Source organism: Salipiger abyssi (assembly GCF_001975705.1).
Lineage (GTDB): Bacteria > Pseudomonadota > Alphaproteobacteria > Rhodobacterales > Rhodobacteraceae > Salipiger > Salipiger abyssi.
Window position 1 is genome coordinate 470,597 of sequence record NZ_CP015093.1, and the last position, 18,177, is coordinate 488,773.

The window sequence follows — 18,177 nt, forward strand, 5'->3', positions numbered from 1 at the left end:
AGAGAACGGGCGGCACGACCGGGGACGGCTTTACTTCACACCGAAAGCTTGCTGTTGCTGGCCGTATGAGTGCCGCGCTTTCGATCATCGTCGTCGAACCGGACCGTGACCGCGCCATGCTGATCGTCGACAGCCTGCGCGAGGCGGGCGAGTACGAGATTCACGTCATTTCCGAACCCACCGGGCTGGCCCGCAGGATCCAGGCGCTGATGCCGGATGTGGTGCTGATCGACATCGAGAGCCCCTCGCGCGACATGCTGGAGGAACTGGCGCTGGCCTCGGGCCCGCTGGAGCGCCCGGTGGCGATGTTCGTCGACCGTGACGATGCCGGGCTGACCGATGCCGCCATCGAGGCCGGGGTCTCGGCCTATGTGGTCGACGGGATGCAGCCGCAGCGGGTGAAGCCGATCATGGATGCGGCCATCGCGCGGTTCCGCATGTTCCAGCGCATGCGCACCGAGCTTGCCGAGACCAAGCGCGCGCTGGAAGAACGCAAGATGATCGACCGCGCCAAGGGCATGCTGATGAAGGCGCGCGGCGTCGATGAGGACGAGGCCTATGCACTCCTGCGCAAGACCGCGATGGATCAGGGACGGCGCGTCGCCGAGGTGGCGGCGGCACTGGTGACGGCGGCGGGGCTGCTGGGATGATTGCCGCGACGCTCTCTGTCGGCTTTTTGCCGCTGGTGGATGCGGCGCCGCTGATCGTGGCGCATGAGATGGGCTTTGCCGCCGAAGAGAGCATCGCCATCGCGCTGCGCCGGGCGCCCTCCTGGTCCTCGGTGCGCGACATGCTGAGCTTTGGCCGGGTCGAGGCGGCGCATATGCTCTCGCCGGTGCCGGTGGCCGCCGCGCTGGGGCTGGGCGGCACCGGGACGCCGCTGTCGGCGGTCTCGGTGCTCTCGGCCAATGGCGATGTCATCGGGGTCAGCAACGAGCTCGCCGCGCGGATGCGCGACGGCGGGCACGATTTCGCCTTCAACGACGCGCGTGCGGCGGGCGCCGCGCTCATTGCGCACGCCGCACGCCCGCTGCGCCTGGGCGTGCCCTTTCCCTTCTCGATGCATGCGGAGCTGCTTTATTACTGGCTCTCCGCCCTCGGCCTGCCGGCGCCGCAAAGCGTCGATATCCGCACCGTGCCGCCCTCGCTCATGGCCGATGCGCTGGAGGCGGGCGAGATCGACGCGTTTTGCGTCGGCGAGCCCTGGGGCTCGATGGCGGTGGAGAACGGCGTCGGCACGCTGCTGCTGCCGGGCAATGCGATCTGGCGCTTTTCGCCGGAAAAAGTGCTGGCGGTGCGCAGCGACTGGGCCGATGCCGAGCCCGAGCTGATGGGCCGGCTGATCCGCGCGGTCTGGCGCGCCGGGCGCTGGCTGGCCGAGCCGGGCTCGCCCATGCTGGCCGCCGAGCTGCTGAGCCGGTCGCAATATCTCGACCTGCCCGCCGAAATCCTCGACCGGGCGCTGACCGGGCGGCTGGTGATCTCGCCCCAGGGCGAGGAGCGCACGGTGCCCGGCTTTGTCGAGTTCCACCACAACGCCGCCACCTTCCCCTGGCGCAGCCAGGCGGAATGGATCGGCCTACAGCTCGCCGCGCGCACCGGGCTCGACCGTGCCACCGCCGCGCGCAGCGCCGCGTCGGTGTTCCGCAGCGATATCTACCGCGCCGCGCTGGCCCCCACCCGCGCCGAACTGCCCGGCGCCTCGGCAAAACGCGAGGGCGCGCTCGACGCCCCAACCGCCGTGCCCGGCGCCTCCGGGCATCTGACGCTCGGGCCGGATTCGTTTTTCGATGGTCGGATTTTTGAGCCGAACCAGAAGTGATGCCCAGTTATTGTGCAAATGCAGCGTCAGAATTTGACCACCCGGTCAAAGGTGCCAGTTTCGGACAAAATATAATTGCGCGGCGGGGCGAGTCTGCCTCATAGACCTCTCACGACACCGGCAATGGCGCCTGTGTCCCGAATTTCTCCCAGCGTTTGGGATTTATGAGCAAAGCCGCTCGACTGCTGCGACATCCGTCGCGGTGAGTCAGCGGCTTTTTTGTTTTGCCCGATCGCAACCGGGCGCATCACCAAGGGACGGACCGACAGAATGAAGAACCTTCTCCTCACGCTCTCCGCCACCACGGCACTTGCTTCCCCCCTGCTGGCGCAGGATCTCGAAAAGGACGAACTGACCTTCGGCTTCATCAAGCTGACTGACATGGCACCGCTCGCGGTGGCCTATGAGAACGGCTATTTCCTCGACGAAGGCCTGTTCGTCACGCTGGAGGCGCAGGCCAACTGGAAGGTGCTGCTCGACGGCGTGATCGGCGGCCAGCTCGACGGCGCGCATATGCTGGCCGGCCAGCCGCTGGCGGCGACCATCGGCTACGGCACCGAGGCGCATATCGTCACCCCCTTCTCGATGGACCTCAACGGCAACGGCATCACCGTGTCGAACGCGATCTGGGAAGAGATGAAGCCCAATATCCCCACCAATGCCGACGGGCTGCCGCAGCACCCGATCAGCGCCTCGGCCCTGAAGCCGGTGGTCGAGAAGTACAAGTCCGAGGGCAAGCCCTTCAATATGGGCATGGTGTTCCCGGTCTCGACCCACAATTACGAGCTGCGCTACTGGCTCGCCGCCGGCGGGCTGGAGCCCGGCTATTACTCGCCCGAGAACGTCACAGGCCAGATCGGCGCCGACGTGCTGCTCTCGGTCACCCCGCCGCCGCAGATGCCCGCCACGCTCGAGGCCGGCACGATCTATGGCTATTGCGTCGGCGAGCCGTGGAACCAGGCTGCGGTGTTCAAGGGCATCGGCGTGCCGGTGATCACCGATTACGAGCTGTGGAAGAACAACCCCGAGAAGGTCTTCGGCATCACCGCAGAGTTTGCCGAGCAGTACCCAAACACCACCAAGGCCGTGGTGAAGGCGCTGATCCGGGCGGCGATGTGGCTCGATGAGAACGACAATGCCAACCGTATGGAAGCGGTCGAGATGCTGTCGCAGCCGGAATATGTGGGGGCCGATGCCGAGGTGATCGCCAACTCGATGACCGGCACTTTCGAATACGAGAAGGGCGACAAGCGTGAAGTGCCCGATTTCAATGTGTTCTTCCGCTACAACGCCACCTACCCGTACTACTCAGATGCGGTCTGGTATCTGACCCAGATGCGCCGCTGGGGGCAGATCGCCGAGGCGAAATCCGATGAGTGGTACGATGAGGTGGCCAAGTCGGTCTACAAGCCCGAGATCTATCTCGACGCCGCCCGCGCGCTGGTCGACGAGGGGCTCGCCGACGAGGCCGATTTCCCCTGGGACAGCGACGGCTACAAGGCCGCCACCCCCGCGGAGGACGTGATCGACGGCATCGGCTATGACGGCCGCCAGCCCAACGCCTATCTCGAAAGCCTGCCGATCGGGCTGAAAGGCGAGCAGACGGTCGTCGGCACCGAGATCGAAGGCTGATCGCCGGCCGCTCCTCCGCCCTTTCGGGCGTCCTCGCGAGGAAAGCCCGCAAGGGCTTGAGGAGCGGCCCCTTCCGCAGCGCTTTTCCGAAGGATCCCAACCATGACAACCGTCGATCCCGAATACGCCCGTGAAGCCGAACGCGACGCCCGCCGGGCCCGCCTCTTCACCCGCATCAACAAGGCCGACGCCTGGTTTCAGGTCCTCGGTCTCGCCTGGCTCACGCCGATCCTGAAAGCCGCCGCCGGCGACAACCCCCGCGCCCAGATGAAGGATATCTGGCGCCTGCTCGGCGTCCCGCTGCTGGCCATCGCGGGGTTCCTGCTGCTCTGGGGCACGCTGGCGCCGCGGGTCGAGACCTCGCTCGGCGCGGTGCCCGGCCCCGCGCAGGTCTGGGAAGAGGCGGTCAACCTGCACGAGGACGCCCAGGCCAAGGCCGCCAAGAAGGAAAAATTCGAGGCGATGGTGGCCAAGCGCAATGACAAGCTCATCGCCGAGGGCCGTGCCGACGAGGTCAAGGACATCGCCTATACCGGCGCGCCCAGCTATTACGAACAGATCTGGACCTCGATCAGGACGGTGTTCTTCGGCTTCCTGATCGGCTCTGCCGTGGCGATCCCGCTGGGCATCCTCGCCGGCCTCTCGCCCTATGCCAATTCCGCCATCAACCCGCTGGTGCAGATCTTCAAGCCGGTCTCGCCGCTGGCATGGCTGCCCATCGTGACGATGATCATCTCGGCGGCGGTGGCGACCAATGACGGGCTCTTTTCCAAGTCCTTCCTGATCTCGGCGATCACGGTGACGCTCTGCTCGCTCTGGCCGACGCTGATCAACACCGCGCTGGGCGTAGCCTCCATCGACAAGGATCTGGTCAACGTCTCCAAGGTGCTGAAGATGAATACCTGGACCAAGATCACCAAGCTGGTGCTGCCCTCGGCCCTGCCGCTCATCTTCACCGGTCTGCGCCTCTCGCTCGGGGTCGGCTGGATGGTGCTGATCGCCGCCGAGATGCTGGCGCAGAACCCCGGCCTCGGCAAGTTCGTCTGGGACGAGTTCCAGAACGGCTCGTCGCAATCGCTCGCCAAGATCATGGTCGCGGTCTTCACCATCGGCATCATCGGCTTCCTGCTCGACCGCGTGATGTACGCCCTGCAGTCGCTCTTCACCTTCTCGAACAACCGCTAAGATCAGCGGAAGGGACAAAACCATGAGCATTCTCAAATTCGACAATGTCTCCAAGAGCTTCGGCACCGGCCTTCACGAGAACAAGGTGCTGAAGGGGATCGACCTCGACGTTCAGGAAGGCGAGTTCCTCGTGCTCCTCGGCTTTTCCGGATCGGGCAAGACGACGCTGATCAACCTGATGGCCGGGCTCGAAAAGCCCACCAAGGGCAAGGTCACCTTCAAGGGCGCCGAGATCGAAGGCCCCGGCCCCGAGCGCGGCGTGATCTTCCAGAACTACTCGCTGATGCCCTGGCTCACCGTGAACGGCAACGTGCAGCTGGCGCTGGACTCGGTCTTCCCGCAGATGTCCAAGGCCGAGAAGGCCGAAACGGTGGCGAAATACGTCAAGATGGTCGGGCTCAGCCACGCCACCACCCGCCGCCCGGCGGAGCTGTCGGGCGGCATGCGCCAGCGGGTCAACGTCGCCCGCGCCCTGGCGATGAACCCCGAGATGCTGCTGCTCGACGAGCCGCTCTCGGCGCTCGACGCGCTGACCCGCGCCAACCTTGCCGACGAGATCGAGGCGATCTGGAACGCCGACAAGAAGACCTGCGTGCTGATCACCAACGATGTGGACGAGGCGATCATCCTCGCCGACCGCATCATCGCGCTCAATCCCGACGGCACCCTTGGCGAAGAGTTCAGGGTCACCCTGCCCCGCCCGCGCGACCGGGGCGAGATGAACCACAACGACGAGTTCAAACGCCTGCGCGCCGCCGTCACCACCTATCTGATGGACGTGGGCATCGAAGCCAAGGCCGAGGGCACTCACAGCCTTCCCGACATCACGCCGATCCACGGCGCGGCCTCCGACCTGCCCGCTGCCGTTCAGGACGCCTCGGGCAGCACCCGCGAGGACCGCTTCCTCGACTTTTCGCAGCTGCACAAGGTCTACCCGACGCCCAAGGGGCCGCTCACCGTGGTGGAGGACTTCAACCTCAAGATGGACAAGGGCGAGTTCATCTCGCTGATCGGCCACTCGGGCTGCGGCAAGTCCACCGTGCTGACCATGGCCGCCGGGCTCAACAGCATCTCCAAGGGCGTCATCAACCTCGACGGTCGCGCCGTGCTGGGCGCCGACCCGGAGCGGGCCGTGGTGTTCCAGTCGCCCAACCTCTTCCCCTGGCTCACCGCGCGCGAGAACTGCGCCATCGGCGTCGACAAGGTCTACCCGCGCGCCTCCCAGGCCGAGCGGCAGGAGATCGTGGAATACTATCTCGAACGCGTGGGCCTCGCCGATGCGATGGACCGGGGCGCGGCGGATATGTCGAACGGCATGAAACAGCGCGTCGGCATCGCCCGCGCCTTTGCCCTCTCGCCCAAGCTGCTGCTGCTCGACGAGCCCTTCGGCATGCTCGACAGCCTCACCCGCTGGGAGCTTCAGGAGGTGCTGATGGAGGTCTGGTCTCGCACCAAGGTCACCGCGATCTGCGTCACCCACGATGTGGACGAGGCGATCCTGCTGGCCGACCGCGTGGTGATGATGACCAACGGCCCGCAGGCCACCATCGGCAAGATCGTCGATGTCGACCTGCCCCGCCCGCGCACCCGCAAGGCGCTGCTCGAACACCCCGATTACTACCTCTACCGCGAGCAGGTGCTGAACTTTCTCGAGGAATACGAGCACGGCAAGCACGGGAAATCCGGGGCCAAGGCCGAAAAGAAGAAAGCCGCCTGAAAGGCAGGCGCCCCGGCACCGGGGCGCGACCCAACGCAACCTCTCCATCGCGATTGAAAGGGGGGCAAGACAATGGACACTGTCGTGGACGCACCCGTCAAAACCTTCATTCAGGTCACCGAGATCTGGGTGCCCGAGGCCGACCGGCTGGTTCTGGCGGAGGGCAATTACGGCGGGCTCGCCGCTTTCGAGGAGGCCACCCGCGCCATCAGCTTCGGCAAGGGCGAGGGCCTGCCGGGCAAGGCCTGGGCCGAAGAGCGCCCCGTCGTGCTCAAGGGCTTCGACGGCAGCTATTTCAAGCGCATCGAGGCCGCCGCCGAGGCCGGGCTGACCAGCGCCGTGGCGATCCCGGTCTTTGACGACGCCACGCTCAAGGCCGTTCTCGTCGTGCTCTGCGGCGATGACGAGACCCGCACCGGCGCCATCGAGGTCTGGCACGAGGAAGACGGGCTGATGATGCTGGATGACGGTTATTACGGCGCCGCCAGGCATTTCGAATGGGTCAGCCAGCACACGCATTTCCCGCGCGGCCAGGGCCTGCCCGGTGGGGTCTGGTCGGCCAACACGCCGATGCTGTTCCGCGATCTGGGCTCGGGCTACCGCTTCATCCGCGCCGACAGTGCCGGCAAGGCGGGGCTCACCACCGGGCTCGGCCTGCCGATCCCGGTGCCGCAGGACAAGACCTTTGTGCTCACCCTGCTTTCGGCGCGCGGCACCCCCATCGCCCGGCGCTTCGAGATGTGGGACGCGCGCCCGGTCAAGGTCGGCAAGGAAACCGCCGCGATCCTCGCCGACGGCATCTGCGAGCGCGACGGCCCGCTCTGGACCGACGATACCCAGCAGGAGCCGCGCCGGGTCACCGCCCATCAGGGCAATATCGGCAAGGTGCTGGCCACCGGCCTGCCGCTTGTCGCCAGCGGCAAACCCTCGCTGACCGAGGGCTATGACAGCATGGTCGCGCTGCCGATCTACGACGACGGCGCGATCTCCCACATCGTCGCCTGGTATTGCTGAGAGGACATGAGGATGCAGAAACTCGTCGTCATCGGAGCGGGCATGGCCACGGGCCGGATGCTCGAACATCTGCGGGACACCGATCCCGGCGCCTACGACATCACGCTGTTCAACGCCGAACCGCGCGGCAATTACAACCGCATCATGCTGAGCCCGGTGCTGTCGGGCGAGAAGAGCTTTGCCGAAATCGTCACCCATGACGAGGGCTGGTATGCCGACAATGCCATCACCTGCCGCTTTGGCGAGAAGGTGCTGAGCGTCGATACCGAGCGCAAGGTGGTGACCGGCGAACAGGGCGAGGTTGCTTATGACAAGCTTGTCTTCGGCACCGGGTCGTCGGCCTTCATCATCCCCGTGCCCGGGCATGACCTGCCCGGCGTCGTGGCCTTCCGCGATCTGGAGGACACCACGGCGATGACCGAAGCCGCCGGAAAGCCAGGCGCGCGCGCCGTGGTGATCGGCGGCGGCCTGCTCGGGCTCGAAGCCGCCGCCGCCCTGCGGCTGCGCGGCATGGAGGTGACGGTGCTGCACATCGCCTCGCACCTGATGGAGCGGCAGCTCGATCCCGCCGCCGGCTACCTGCTCAAGAAGGATCTGGAAAAGCGCGGCATCGAGGTGCTGCTCGAAGCCTCCACCAAGGAGATCATCGGCAACGGTCGCGCCGAACAGGTAAATCTTGCCGACGGCACCGAACTGCCCTGCGATATCGTGGTGATGGCCGTGGGCATCCGCCCCGCCGTGACACTGGCGCAGGAGGCGGGCGTCGCCTGCGGCCGCGCCATCAAGGTCGACGCGCAGATGCGCACCGAAACCCCCGATGTCTTTGCCGTCGGCGAATGCGTCGAGTTCGAAGGCAATCTCTTCGGCCTCGTCGCGCCGCTTTACGATCAGGCCAAGGTGCTGGCAAAAACCCTGCTGGGCGAGGACACGAGTTTCGCCATGCGCGAGCTGTCGACGAAGCTCAAGGTCACCGGCTGCGATCTGTTCTCGGCGGGCGATTTCGCCGAAGGCGAGGGCCGCGAGGACATCGTCTTCCGCGATCCGGCGCGCGGCATATACAAACGGTTGGTCATCGAGGACGACAGGCTCATCGGCGCGGTGATGTATGGCGACACCGCCGATGGCAACTGGTTCTTTGGCCTGATCAAGGACGGCACCGATATCTCCGAGATGCGCGAGACGCTGATCTTTGGCCCCGCCTATCAGGGAGGCGGCTCCGTGGACCCTCTCTCAGCCGTTGCAGCATTGCCGCCTGATGCGGAGATCTGCGGCTGCAACGGCGTGTGCAAGGGCGATATCGTGGCGGCCATCGAGGGCGGCGCCACCGATCTGGGCGCGGTGCGCGCGATCACCAAGGCGAGCAATTCCTGCGGCACCTGCACAGGGCTGGTGGAACAGGTTCTGTCGGTCACGCTGGGCGACGATTTTGTGCTGCCCACCGCGCAACCGGTCTGCGGCTGCACCGATCTCACCCATGAGGACGTGCGCCGGCTGATCAAGGCGCAGGAGCTGAAATCTCAGGAAGCGGTCTGGCAGGAGCTGGGCTGGAAAACCCGTAACGGTTGCCATGTCTGCCGCCCGGCAGTGAACTTCTACCTGCTGGCCGACTGGCCGCTCGACTATCGCGACGACCCGCAGAGCCGTTTCGTCAACGAGCGCAACCACGCCAATATCCAGAAGGACGGCACCTATTCGGTGATGCCCCGCATGTGGGGCGGCATGACCACGCCGGAGGAACTGATCGCCATCGCCAGAGCGGCGGAGAAATACGGCGCCACGGTCAAGGTCACCGGTGGCCAGCGCATCGACCTGCTGGGCGTCAGGAAAGAGGATCTGCCGGCGATCTGGCACGATCTGAACGAGGCCGGCATGGTCTCGGGTCACGCCTATACCAAGGGGCTGCGCACGGTGAAGACCTGCGTCGGCTCCGACTGGTGCCGCTTTGGCACGCAGGACAGCACGGGGCTCGGCATCAAGCTCGAAAAGAAGCTCTGGGGGTCGTGGACGCCGCACAAGGTCAAGCTCGGCGTTTCGGGCTGTCCGCGCAACTGCGCCGAGGCGACCTGCAAGGATGTCGGCATCATCTGCGTCGACAGCGGCTATCAGATCGGTGTCGGCGGCGCCGCCGGCATGGATGTGAAGGAGGTCGAGCGGCTTGTGGACGTGAAGACCGAAGCGGAGGCGATCGAATGGACCACCGCCTTTGTCCAGCTCTACCGCGAGCACGCCAAGTATCTCGACCGTCCCTATAAGTGGCTCGCCAAGGTCGGGCTGGACTGGGTCAAGGAGGTGCTCTCCGACGCCGCCGAACGCGCGGCGCTGGTCGCGCGGTTCGAGCTCAGCCAGAGCGTCTATCAGAAAGACCCCTGGGCCGAGCGGGCGGAACCCGAGGCGGCGCGCCGTTTCCAGCCGCTGGCCGACCTCACCGTGCAGGCGGCGGAATGAGCCCCGCCGCCCCGCGCCCCGGACCTGTTCCGGGGCCTTCCCCCTCTCCTGCCCCTTGGCACAGGAGGCCCCGGGTCAAGCCCGGGGCGGGAGACAACGCAACCCAACCGGAGGCGCTCGCATGAGCTGGATCGACATCGGACATATCGAAGACGTGCCGCTGCGCGGGGCGCGGCTGGTCAGGACCGCGGCGGGCTGCGTCGCGGTGTTCCGAACCGACGAGGCGGAGGTCTTTGCCGCCTCCAACACCTGCCCGCACAAGCAGGGCCCGCTCTCGGAGGGCATCGTGCATGGCCAGAAGGTCACCTGCCCGCTGCATAACTGGGTGTTCGACCTGAACACCGGCGAGGCGCAGGGCGCCGACGAGGGCCGCATCGCCACCTACCCGGTGCGCATCGAGGCCGGGCGCATCCTGCTCGACGGCGCAGCGCTCGCCAAGCGGAGTGCCGCGTGATGAAAGCTGACAGGGTTTGCGAAATCCGCTCCACCTGCCCCTATTGCGGCGTGGGTTGCGGCGTCTGCCTGAGCGCCGATGCGGCGGGCGGGCTCGAGGTGCGGGGCGACCCGGACCATCCGGCAAATTTCGGCAAGCTCTGTTCCAAGGGCTCGGCCCTTGGCGAAACCGTCGGCCTTGAGGGCCGCCTGCTGGCCCCGCGCGTGGGCGGCACCGACACCGACTGGGACAGCGCGCTGTCGTTGGTCGCGGGCCGGTTCAAAGAGATAATCGAGCAGCACGGGCCGGAGAGCGTGGGTTTCTACGTCTCCGGCCAATTGCTGACCGAGGATTACTATGTCGCCAACAAGCTGATGAAAGGCTATATCGGCGCGGCGAATATCGACACGAATTCAAGGCTCTGCATGGCCTCCACCGTGGCGGGGCACAGACGGGCCTTCGGCACGGATACGGTGCCCGGCACCTATGAGGATCTCGAAGAGGCGGACCTGGTGGTGCTGGTGGGCAGCAATCTCGCCTGGTGCCACCCGGTGCTCTACCAGCGCATCCTGCGCGCCCGCAAAAAGCGCCCGGAGATGAAGCTGGTGGTCATCGACCCGCGCCGTACCGCGAGCTGCGACGGCGCCGACATGCATCTGGCGCTGAAAGCGGGCACAGACGCGGCGCTCTTCAACGGGCTGCTCTGCGCCATCCATGACGCGGGCGCCGTCGACAAGCACTTTGTCACCCATGTGAACGGTTTCGACGAAACGCTGGCCGCCGCCTCCAGCGACCGCGACGCAGTGACCGGGCTTTCCGACGACGACCTGCGCGCCTTCTACGATCTCTGGATCCGCACGGAAAAGGCGGTCACCGTGTTCAGCCAGGGGGTCAACCAGTCCTCCTCCGGCACCGACAAGGTCAACACGATCCTCAATTGTCACCTCGCCACCGGACGGATCGGTCTGCCCGGCATGGGGCCGTTCTCGGTCACCGGCCAGCCCAACGCCATGGGCGGGCGCGAGGTCGGCGGGCTTGCCAATATGCTGGCCTGCCATCTGGAGCTGGAAAACGCCGATCACCGCGCGGCGGTGCATGAATTCTGGGGCTCGCCCGCCATCGCGCAGGGGCCCGGGCTGAAGGCCGTCGAGATGTTCCGTGCCGCCGGCGAGGGCCGGATCAAGGCGCTGTGGATCATCCACACCAACCCCGCAGTCTCGATGCCCGATGCCGATGCGGTGCGCCGGGCCATCGCCGATTGCGAGTTTGTCGTGGTCTCCGACATCACCGCCGAGACCGACACCGCGCGGCTCGCCGATGTGCTGCTGCCCGCCAGCGCCTGGGGCGAAAAGGAGGGCACGGTCACCGGCTCGGACCGGCTCATCAGCCGCCAGCGCGCCGCCCTGCCCGCGCCGGGACAGGCCCGGCCCGACTGGGATATTCTCGCTGAGATCGGCCGCCGCATGGGCTGGTACGAGGCCTTCGATTACGCCTCGCCCGCCGAGATCTTTCGCGAATACGCGGCGCTGTCGGGCGTTGCGGGCAAGCTGGGGCGGGATTTCGATATTTCGGGAAAAGCCGAAATGGACGACCGCGCCTATGATACCATGGCCCCCTTCCACTGGCCGCAGAGCGCCGGACGCCGGGGCGGACGCTTCTTTGCCGACGGCAAGTTCTACCACCCCGACGGCAAGGCCCGCATGGTGCCGGTGCGCTATCGCCCGCCCGAGGCAAAACAGGCGCCGCGCTATCCGTTCCGCTTCAACACCGGGCGCATCCGCGACCAGTGGCACACGATGACCCGCACCGCGCGCTCGCCGCGTCTGGCCGCGCATCTGGCCGAGCCCTTCCTCGATCTGCATCCCGGCGATGCCGCCCGGCTGGGGATCTCCCATGCCGATCTGGTGCGCGTCGAAAGCCCGGAGGGCCGCGCCATCCTGCGCGCGCGGCTCACCGATGCGCAGCAGCCGGGCGATGTCTTTGCGCCGATGCACTGGACCGGCGAGACCGCGCCCTGTGCCCGCGTCGATGCGCTGGTGGCGGCGGTGACCGACCCTGTTTCGGGTCAACCCGAAAGCAAGGCGAGTGTCGTGGCGGTGACGAAATTCCAGGCCGCCTGGTACGGGTTCGCCGTCTCCTCGCGGGCGATGACCCCGCGCAGCGCGTACTGGGCGCGGGCGCGCACCCGGGCGGGCTGGCGCGCGGAACTCGCGGGCAGCACGCAGCCGGAGGACTGGGAGGCCGAGGCGCGCGCGCTCTTCGGCCTGCCCGATGCGGAAGCGCAGACACTGATCGACCGGCGGCGCGGGCTGGCGCGCATCGCCTTTCATCGGGACGGCCAGCTTCTGGCGGCGCTCTTCGCCGGGCCGCAGCCGGTGGCGGTGAAGCGCGACTTCCTCGCCACCCTGCCCGGCTCCGACGCGCCCGACGCGCTCACCGGCCAGCCCCCGCCGACCGGCCCGACCCCGGCCCGCTGGTCTGCTCGTGTTTCAATGTCGGGCTCAACACCATCCTCGCGGCAATCGAGGAGAAAGGTCTCGTCAGCGTCGACCAGATCGGCGCGGCGCTGGAGGCGGGCAGCAATTGCGGCTCCTGCCGGCCCGAGCTGGCGGCGATCCTCGCCGGCACCCAGACCATGGAAGCGGCGGAATGAGCCTTGGCGCCCATGTCCGCACGCTGGGGCGCGGGCCGGGGCGCTCGCGCGCGCTGACCCGCGACAAGGCCGAAGACGCCATGCGGCTGATGCTGTCGGGCGAGGCAGACCCGCATGCGGTGGGCGCGCTGCTGATGCTCCTGCGGATGAAGGGCGAGACTGCCGAGGAGATCGCGGGCTTTGCCGGCGCTGCGCAGGCCAGCCTGCCGTCGCTGCCGCAACCGGCGCTCGACTGGCCCAGTTACGCGGCGGGGCGCACGCGCGGCCTGCCCTGGTTCCTGCTCTCGGCGCGGCTGGTGGCGATGGCCGGCCACAGCGTGCTGCTGCACGGATGGAACGGCGCCGACCGCGCGGTGCGCGGCGGGCTGGCGGCGGCGGGCATCCCGGTGGCCGAGACACCCGATCAGGCCGCGCCGCTGCTCAACCGCCACGGCATCGCCTATCTGCCGCTGGAGACGCTCTCTCCGCCGCTCTTCAGACTGCTCGGGTTGCGCGAGGTGCTGCATCTGCGCTCCTGCATCAACACGGTCTGCCGGATGCTGAATCCGGGCCGCGCCAAGGCCAGCGTGCAGGGCGTGTTCCACCCCTCCTACCGGCTGTTGCAGGCCGATGCAGGGCAGATCCTCGGGCTTAACGCGCTGAGCGTGATCAAGGGCGGCGGCGGCGAGGTGGAGACCCATCCCGGCAAGGAGATCGCCGTCTTCGGCCTGCGCGGCGGCCAGCCCTGGGAGACCAGCCTTCCCGCGCTGCTGCCCGACGAAACCCGGCGGCTCGACGATGGCACCAGCGACATGGCGCTGCTTTCGGCGCTCTGGTCCGGTCAGCGGCGGGATCGCTTTGCCGAGGCGGTGGTGCTGGGCACCGCTGCGCTGGCGCTCGACACGCTGGGGCATGCGGAAGCGATGGCCGAGGCGCGGATGCTCTGGGAGAAACGCCCCGTCACCTCGCCTGCGTGAACAGTCGCCCCGGCGCGCGTTTCGGCGGCGCGATCCCCGCGAGCCGCATCATGTGCCAGGCCAGCACCTGATTGCTCGACAGCACCGGCAGGCCCAGCGCCGCCTCCAGCTCCGGCAGCACCGCCAGCGTGCGCAGATTGGTGCAGGAGAGAAACAGCCCGTCCACCTCCGCCTCGCCCGCCACGCGACAGGCCGCGTCATGCAGGCTCTGTGGCCCGATCCGCGCAACCAGCGCCTCCTCGGCCAGCTCGAAACTGCCGAAGGCCGGCGTCTCGATCCCCGCCTGCGCCAGCACCGCGCGCAGCCGGGCCGAGACCGGCGCCACATAGGGTGAGATCAGCCCCAGCCGACGCAGCCCCAGCACGCCGCAGGCCGCGATCAGCGCCGAAACCGGCTCGGTCACCGCCTCGGTCTCCACCACCGCGCCGATCTGACCCGCCACATGGCCCGCGCCGATCTGCGCCGTGCCCGAGGTGCAGGCATAGCCCACCGCGCGGAACCGCGCCCAGGGCGGAAAGAGCCCGGCGGCCTGCGACAAATGCCCCTCCATCTCGGCCAGCGTCTCCGGCGTGACCTCCGCCCCCGAGGGCACGCGACTGATCAGAAACCGCGTCGCGGCGGGGATCAGGCGGCGCATGTCGCCTTCCACCGTCTCGTCCGATTGCAGCACGATGAGCCCAAGCGCCTCCTGCGCCGGGCCCAGCCGGCAGGGCAGCGGCGCGCTCATGCGGCGATCTCCATGATCTCCGGCCCCGCCACCGGGGACAGCCAGCGCGCGCACTGCTCGGTGATCACGATATTCTCCTCATGCACCAGTATACGGCCTTGCCCCATGGAAATCAGCGGCTCCAGCGTCAGCACCATGCCCGGCGCCAGCACCGTGTCATCCGCCGGGATCAGCGAAGGCGGCTCGGTGAGTTGCATACCAAGCCCATGCCCCAGCCGACCGCTCTCGACTCCGCCGCCGGTGACCGCCGCCATGGCGTGATAGAGATCGCAGACCCGGGCACCAGGCCGCGCGGCAGCAAAGCCCGCCTGCGTCGCGGCGATCAGCGCGGCATGGGCCTCGCGCAGCGCGGGCGACGCGGGGCCGATGGAAAAATTCCGGTCGAAATCGCAGAAATACCCGTCGCGCACGAGCCCGGTGTCGAGCATCAGCACATCGCCTTGCCTCAGCGGCGCGTCGGTCGCGGGGGAGATCACGTCCGCATAACCACCGGGCGCGGCGGCACCGGCGAGATAGGGCACCCAGTCGGCGCCCTCCTCCAGACACAGCATCTGGAAGCGCCGGAACACATGGCTCAGCGGCACACCCGCGCGGGCGATCTCGGGCACGCGGGCAAAGGCGCGCCCTGCGATGGCGCAGGCATGTTCGATACAGGCGATCTCGTCAGCGGATTTCACCATACGCAGGCGGCGCAGGATCCCCGCGTCATCGCCAAAGCTGCGCAACGGCAGCGCCGCCCGCAGTGCCGCCCAGGACTCCAGCGGCATGCGCAGATGTGTCTCCCCGCCGCTGGGCACACCGATGGCGCCGCCCGTCGGCACAAATTCCGCCAGCGCCGAGGCCAGCAGCGACACGCCGTCATCGGCGTAATCGGGCGAGGGCCAGCAGCGGATATCCGCGATCCAGCCCTGCGCCATGAGCGGCTGGCCGATCCCCGGGATCACCGCCACCGGATCGCCGCGCACCGGCACGATCAGGAACCAGGGCCGCGTCGAGCTTTCCCAGAACCGGGTGAGGAAGCCCGAGATATAACGGATCTCCGGCTCGGTGGTGAGCAGCAGCGCATCGCGCCCCGCCCGCGCCATGCCGCTCTGGATGGCGGCAAGGCGGGCGCGGTATTCGGCCTCGGGGAAGATCATGGCCATGCGGGCGGAACGGAAAAACGCATTCCCCCATGGGAGGCCGCTTTGATGTCAGGGTCAATGCCTTGGCCTCACCGGCGGGCAAAACCGCGTGGCTGAGGGTGGCCACTGCCTCGCCCGTGTCCGATGTGAGAGGTCAGGCGGGACGGGCTTTGCGGGGATATCGCTGAATTGGATGAATATTGGACGGTGAAAAGCGGCGCTTTTCTTCGGTGCCGCGAAAGGCTGGAGTGAGCCCAGAGTGCATGATGCTGCGCTCGTAACGAACGTCGGCAATGCAGAAGGCTACTGATCGAGCCTCGAGGACGAAATGCGGATTCATTCAAAAAACTGAGGCTTCGAGGGGTGTAAATCTTTCATGACTTCTCGGCGCATCGAAATCGCCAGCCTGTCATGAAAGATGTCCAGAGCGGATTCAGCCTCTGTCGTAGAAAGCCATCCATCTTCAATTCTCCAGCGGCGGAAGAACACCCAATCTATTGCGTTTCTACGCGAGAATTCGAGAGAGCGTTGAGCTCGCTCTCTTGTTGGAACCTCACCAAGTCGCGCCTTCGGTCCGTACTTCTCTCGCCCTTCAGCGAGCTTTTCCTCATGCCAAGCTATTAGTTCGTCGATGTGCTCTTCGCTGATCTCAGTTAACTCCAAAATCTCGGCCGTTATCTCATCTGGAATGGTAGCTGTAGCTTTTTGAACCGCATCCAAAAACCGTTCGTCGCGCAGGAAGTCTAAGGGCCAATTCTTCGGCGAAGTTCTCCACAGAATGAATTCCGCCTGTTGCGCCCAGCCGCCGTTTGAGACCAGGCCAAGTTGCTGAAGCAACAGCAAAACGTCATCATTGCAGAGTGCACAGCCCAATCCAAAACGAGCTGTAATATTGGGGGTCGGGGGTGGCGGTGGATCTTTCATAGCGATCACAAAGCCGTTTCCTATACGAGTTGGCGGGAGCCTTCCATCGGGCAACAGGAACGAAAGCTTGTTTTGTTGGTTTGCAAGCCAAAGAACGGAGATACAGATGTCATCCCATCGCGGCATAGTAGCCGGTTGTGCAGGAACATCTTTAGGTACTGCTCCCCAATCCGTTGCATCTGCAAAACCAAGCTTGACCAAGGCCATGCATCCGATTTGGTAGGCCGTAGACGCCATGTCATACCAGCCCGGCCGATCCGTAGCCTTCGGCAAAGTTTCTGCAAGGAAGTGCGCGACGTTGCTGCGCCAGTTTTGACCTGCTCCCCATAGAGTCCGCGTTTTTTAGTTCGCTCTGTTCAGGGTTTGGTCCTCTACTGACCGTTGGTGATACTCCCACGGTGTGAGCCCGTCGAGGCTCGTGTGGGGGCGATGGTGGTTGTAGTCTTCGCGCCAGGCCGAGATAAGCTCCCGGGCGTGGCGCAGGTTGGCGAACAGGTGCTCGTTCAGGCACTCGTCGCGCAGGCGGCCATTAAAGCTCTCGACGAAGCCGTTCTGCATGGGCTTTCCTGGCGCGATGTAATGCCACTCGACCTTGCGGTCCTCCTGCCATTTCAGGATGGCATTCGATGTCAGCTCCGTTCCGTTGTCACTGACCACCATACATGGATAGCCGCGCACCCGGGCGATGCTGTCGAGCTCACGGCCGACACGTTGCCCCGACAGCGAAGTGTCCACGACCGTCGCCAGGCATTCCCGGCTGAAGTCGTCGATGACGCACAGCACCCGGAACCGGCGCCCGTCTGAGAGGCTGTCCGAGACGAAGTCCAGGGACCATCGCTGGTTCGGCCCTTGTGGGATCGCCATCGGGGCCCTCGTTCCGATCGCGCGCTTGCGACCGCCGCGCTTGCGCACTGTCAGGCCCTCTTCCCGGTAGATCCGGTAAAGCTTCTTCCAGTTCACCTTCCAGCCTTCGCGACCAAGAAGCAGGTGCAGCCTTCGATAGCCGAAGCGACGCCGTTCGCTGGAAATCGCCTTCAGCCTCTCCCGCAGCTCGGCGTCTACAGGTCTAATTGATCCACGTCGATACACACGCGGGTCGATCCCGGCCAGGGCACAGGCCCGCCGCTGGTTGTAGTTCTTCTCTGTCATGGCCCAGTCCACGGCTCGTCGCCTTGCACCGGGCTTCAGAAGTTTTTTCCCAGCATCTCCTTGAGCGTGGCCACATCCAGCATCTGCTCCGCGAGCATCTTCTTGAGCTTCGCATTCTCAGCCTCCAGCGCCTTCAGCCGTTTGGCCTCCGACACCTCCATGCCGCCATACTTCGAGCGCCACTTGTAGAACGTGCCGTCACTGATGCCATGCTTCCGGCACAGCTCCTTGGCACCTATCCCGGCCTGGTGCTCCTTTAAAATGCCAATGATCTGCTCTTCGCTGAAACGGCTTTTCCGCATTGTCTGTCTCCTCGTTTGGAGAACAGGCTAACTTCAAAACGCGGACTTTTCAGGGGAGCAGGTCAGTTTTGTTGGTCATTACCCATGGTCAGTC

At 66.2% G+C, this 18,177-nt stretch carries 13 protein-coding genes and 1 pseudogene; 10 read left to right on the forward strand and 4 right to left on the reverse strand.

The features are described from left to right. The first annotated feature begins 65 nt into the window (after positions 1-65). The 10 genes and pseudogenes from Ga0080574_RS05915 to Ga0080574_RS05960 all read left to right on the forward strand — a co-directional run bounded on the left by Ga0080574_RS05915 (position 66) and on the right by Ga0080574_RS05960 (position 13,857). Positions 66-650, forward strand: a complete 585-nt coding sequence (locus Ga0080574_RS05915; protein WP_076696042.1) for an ANTAR domain-containing response regulator — start codon at positions 66-68, stop codon at positions 648-650. Continuing rightward, positions 647-1,822 carry an ABC transporter substrate-binding protein gene (locus tag Ga0080574_RS05920; protein ID WP_076696044.1) on the forward strand — a complete coding sequence of 392 codons (1,176 nt, stop codon included), beginning with the start codon at positions 647-649 and terminating at the stop codon, positions 1,820-1,822. Before Ga0080574_RS05915 ends, Ga0080574_RS05920 begins: the two co-directional genes overlap by 4 nt. Before the next feature lie 270 nt (positions 1,823-2,092). Beyond that, the gene (locus tag Ga0080574_RS05925; RefSeq protein ID WP_076696046.1) at positions 2,093-3,454 is read left to right on the forward strand and encodes a CmpA/NrtA family ABC transporter substrate-binding protein; all 1,362 of its coding nucleotides are present in this window, start codon (positions 2,093-2,095) and stop codon (positions 3,452-3,454) included. A gap of 102 nt (positions 3,455-3,556) precedes the next feature. Continuing rightward, complete coding sequence (locus tag Ga0080574_RS05930; protein WP_076696048.1) at positions 3,557-4,639, forward strand: ABC transporter permease; 1,083 nt, start codon at positions 3,557-3,559, stop codon at positions 4,637-4,639. A gap of 22 nt (positions 4,640-4,661) precedes the next feature. Next, positions 4,662-6,356, forward strand: coding sequence for an ABC transporter ATP-binding protein (locus tag Ga0080574_RS05935; RefSeq protein WP_076696050.1), 1,695 nt, complete (start codon positions 4,662-4,664; stop codon positions 6,354-6,356). Positions 6,357-6,428: 72 nt separating this feature from the next. Next, entirely contained in the window at positions 6,429-7,370 is a 942-nt protein-coding gene (locus Ga0080574_RS05940; RefSeq protein WP_076696053.1) for a GAF domain-containing protein, read from the forward strand. Positions 7,371-7,382: 12 nt separating this feature from the next. Continuing rightward, the gene (gene nirB, locus Ga0080574_RS05945; protein ID WP_076696055.1) at positions 7,383-9,815 is read left to right on the forward strand and encodes a nitrite reductase large subunit NirB; all 2,433 of its coding nucleotides are present in this window, start codon (positions 7,383-7,385) and stop codon (positions 9,813-9,815) included. 121 nt (positions 9,816-9,936) lie between these two features. Next, positions 9,937-10,269 carry a nitrite reductase small subunit NirD gene (gene nirD, locus Ga0080574_RS05950; protein ID WP_076696057.1) on the forward strand — a complete coding sequence of 111 codons (333 nt, stop codon included), beginning with the start codon at positions 9,937-9,939 and terminating at the stop codon, positions 10,267-10,269. Further along, positions 10,269-12,901, forward strand: a pseudogene (locus Ga0080574_RS05955) (molybdopterin-dependent oxidoreductase). The gene nirD and the pseudogene Ga0080574_RS05955 overlap by 1 nt, the downstream one beginning before the upstream one ends. Then, on the forward strand, positions 12,898-13,857 hold the full coding sequence (locus tag Ga0080574_RS05960) for a glycosyl transferase family protein (RefSeq protein ID WP_076696059.1): 960 nt from the start codon (positions 12,898-12,900) through the stop codon (positions 13,855-13,857). Before Ga0080574_RS05955 ends, Ga0080574_RS05960 begins: the two are co-directional and overlap by 4 nt. Here Ga0080574_RS05960 and Ga0080574_RS05965 read toward each other — a convergent pair. From Ga0080574_RS05965 to Ga0080574_RS05980, 4 genes are all read right to left on the reverse strand, one after another. After that, the gene (locus Ga0080574_RS05965) at positions 13,841-14,584 is read right to left on the reverse strand and encodes a maleate cis-trans isomerase family protein (protein WP_076696061.1); all 744 of its coding nucleotides are present in this window, start codon (positions 14,582-14,584) and stop codon (positions 13,841-13,843) included. The two genes, Ga0080574_RS05960 and Ga0080574_RS05965, sit on opposite strands and share 17 nt — an antisense overlap. Beyond that, the gene (locus Ga0080574_RS05970) at positions 14,581-15,729 is read right to left on the reverse strand and encodes a M24 family metallopeptidase (protein WP_076696063.1); all 1,149 of its coding nucleotides are present in this window, start codon (positions 15,727-15,729) and stop codon (positions 14,581-14,583) included. The genes Ga0080574_RS05965 and Ga0080574_RS05970 overlap by 4 nt, the downstream gene beginning before the upstream one ends. A gap of 315 nt (positions 15,730-16,044) precedes the next feature. Then, positions 16,045-16,839: a hypothetical protein gene (locus Ga0080574_RS25830; protein ID WP_156876309.1), complete on the reverse strand. Its 795-nt coding sequence runs from the start codon at positions 16,837-16,839 to the stop codon at positions 16,045-16,047. Between the two features lie 135 nt (positions 16,840-16,974). Continuing rightward, a protein-coding gene (locus tag Ga0080574_RS05980) for an IS3 family transposase (RefSeq protein ID WP_156876303.1) occupies positions 16,975-18,083 on the reverse strand; the annotation gives its coding sequence in 2 pieces (ribosomal slippage) (positions 16,975-17,834 and positions 17,834-18,083; 1,110 coding nt in all). Between the last annotated feature and the right edge of the window lie 94 nt (positions 18,084-18,177).

Coding starts and splice junctions, on each gene's coding strand:
- Ga0080574_RS05935 (WP_076696050.1), top strand. CDS start 4,662: ATGAGCATTCTCAAATTCGACAATGTCTCCAAGAGCTTCGGCACCGGC.
- Ga0080574_RS05960 (WP_076696059.1), top strand. CDS start 12,898: ATGAGCCTTGGCGCCCATGTCCGCACGCTGGGGCGCGGGCCGGGGCGC.
- Ga0080574_RS05970 (WP_076696063.1), bottom strand. CDS start 15,729: ATGGCCATGATCTTCCCCGAGGCCGAATACCGCGCCCGCCTTGCCGCC.
- nirD (WP_076696057.1), top strand. CDS start 9,937: ATGAGCTGGATCGACATCGGACATATCGAAGACGTGCCGCTGCGCGGG.
- Ga0080574_RS05920 (WP_076696044.1), top strand. CDS start 647: ATGATTGCCGCGACGCTCTCTGTCGGCTTTTTGCCGCTGGTGGATGCG.
- Ga0080574_RS05965 (WP_076696061.1), bottom strand. CDS start 14,584: ATGAGCGCGCCGCTGCCCTGCCGGCTGGGCCCGGCGCAGGAGGCGCTT.
- Ga0080574_RS05915 (WP_076696042.1), top strand. CDS start 66: ATGAGTGCCGCGCTTTCGATCATCGTCGTCGAACCGGACCGTGACCGC.
- Ga0080574_RS05940 (WP_076696053.1), top strand. CDS start 6,429: ATGGACACTGTCGTGGACGCACCCGTCAAAACCTTCATTCAGGTCACC.
- Ga0080574_RS05930 (WP_076696048.1), top strand. CDS start 3,557: ATGACAACCGTCGATCCCGAATACGCCCGTGAAGCCGAACGCGACGCC.
- nirB (WP_076696055.1), top strand. CDS start 7,383: ATGCAGAAACTCGTCGTCATCGGAGCGGGCATGGCCACGGGCCGGATG.
- Ga0080574_RS25830 (WP_156876309.1), bottom strand. CDS start 16,839: ATGGCCTTGGTCAAGCTTGGTTTTGCAGATGCAACGGATTGGGGAGCA.
- Ga0080574_RS05925 (WP_076696046.1), top strand. CDS start 2,093: ATGAAGAACCTTCTCCTCACGCTCTCCGCCACCACGGCACTTGCTTCC.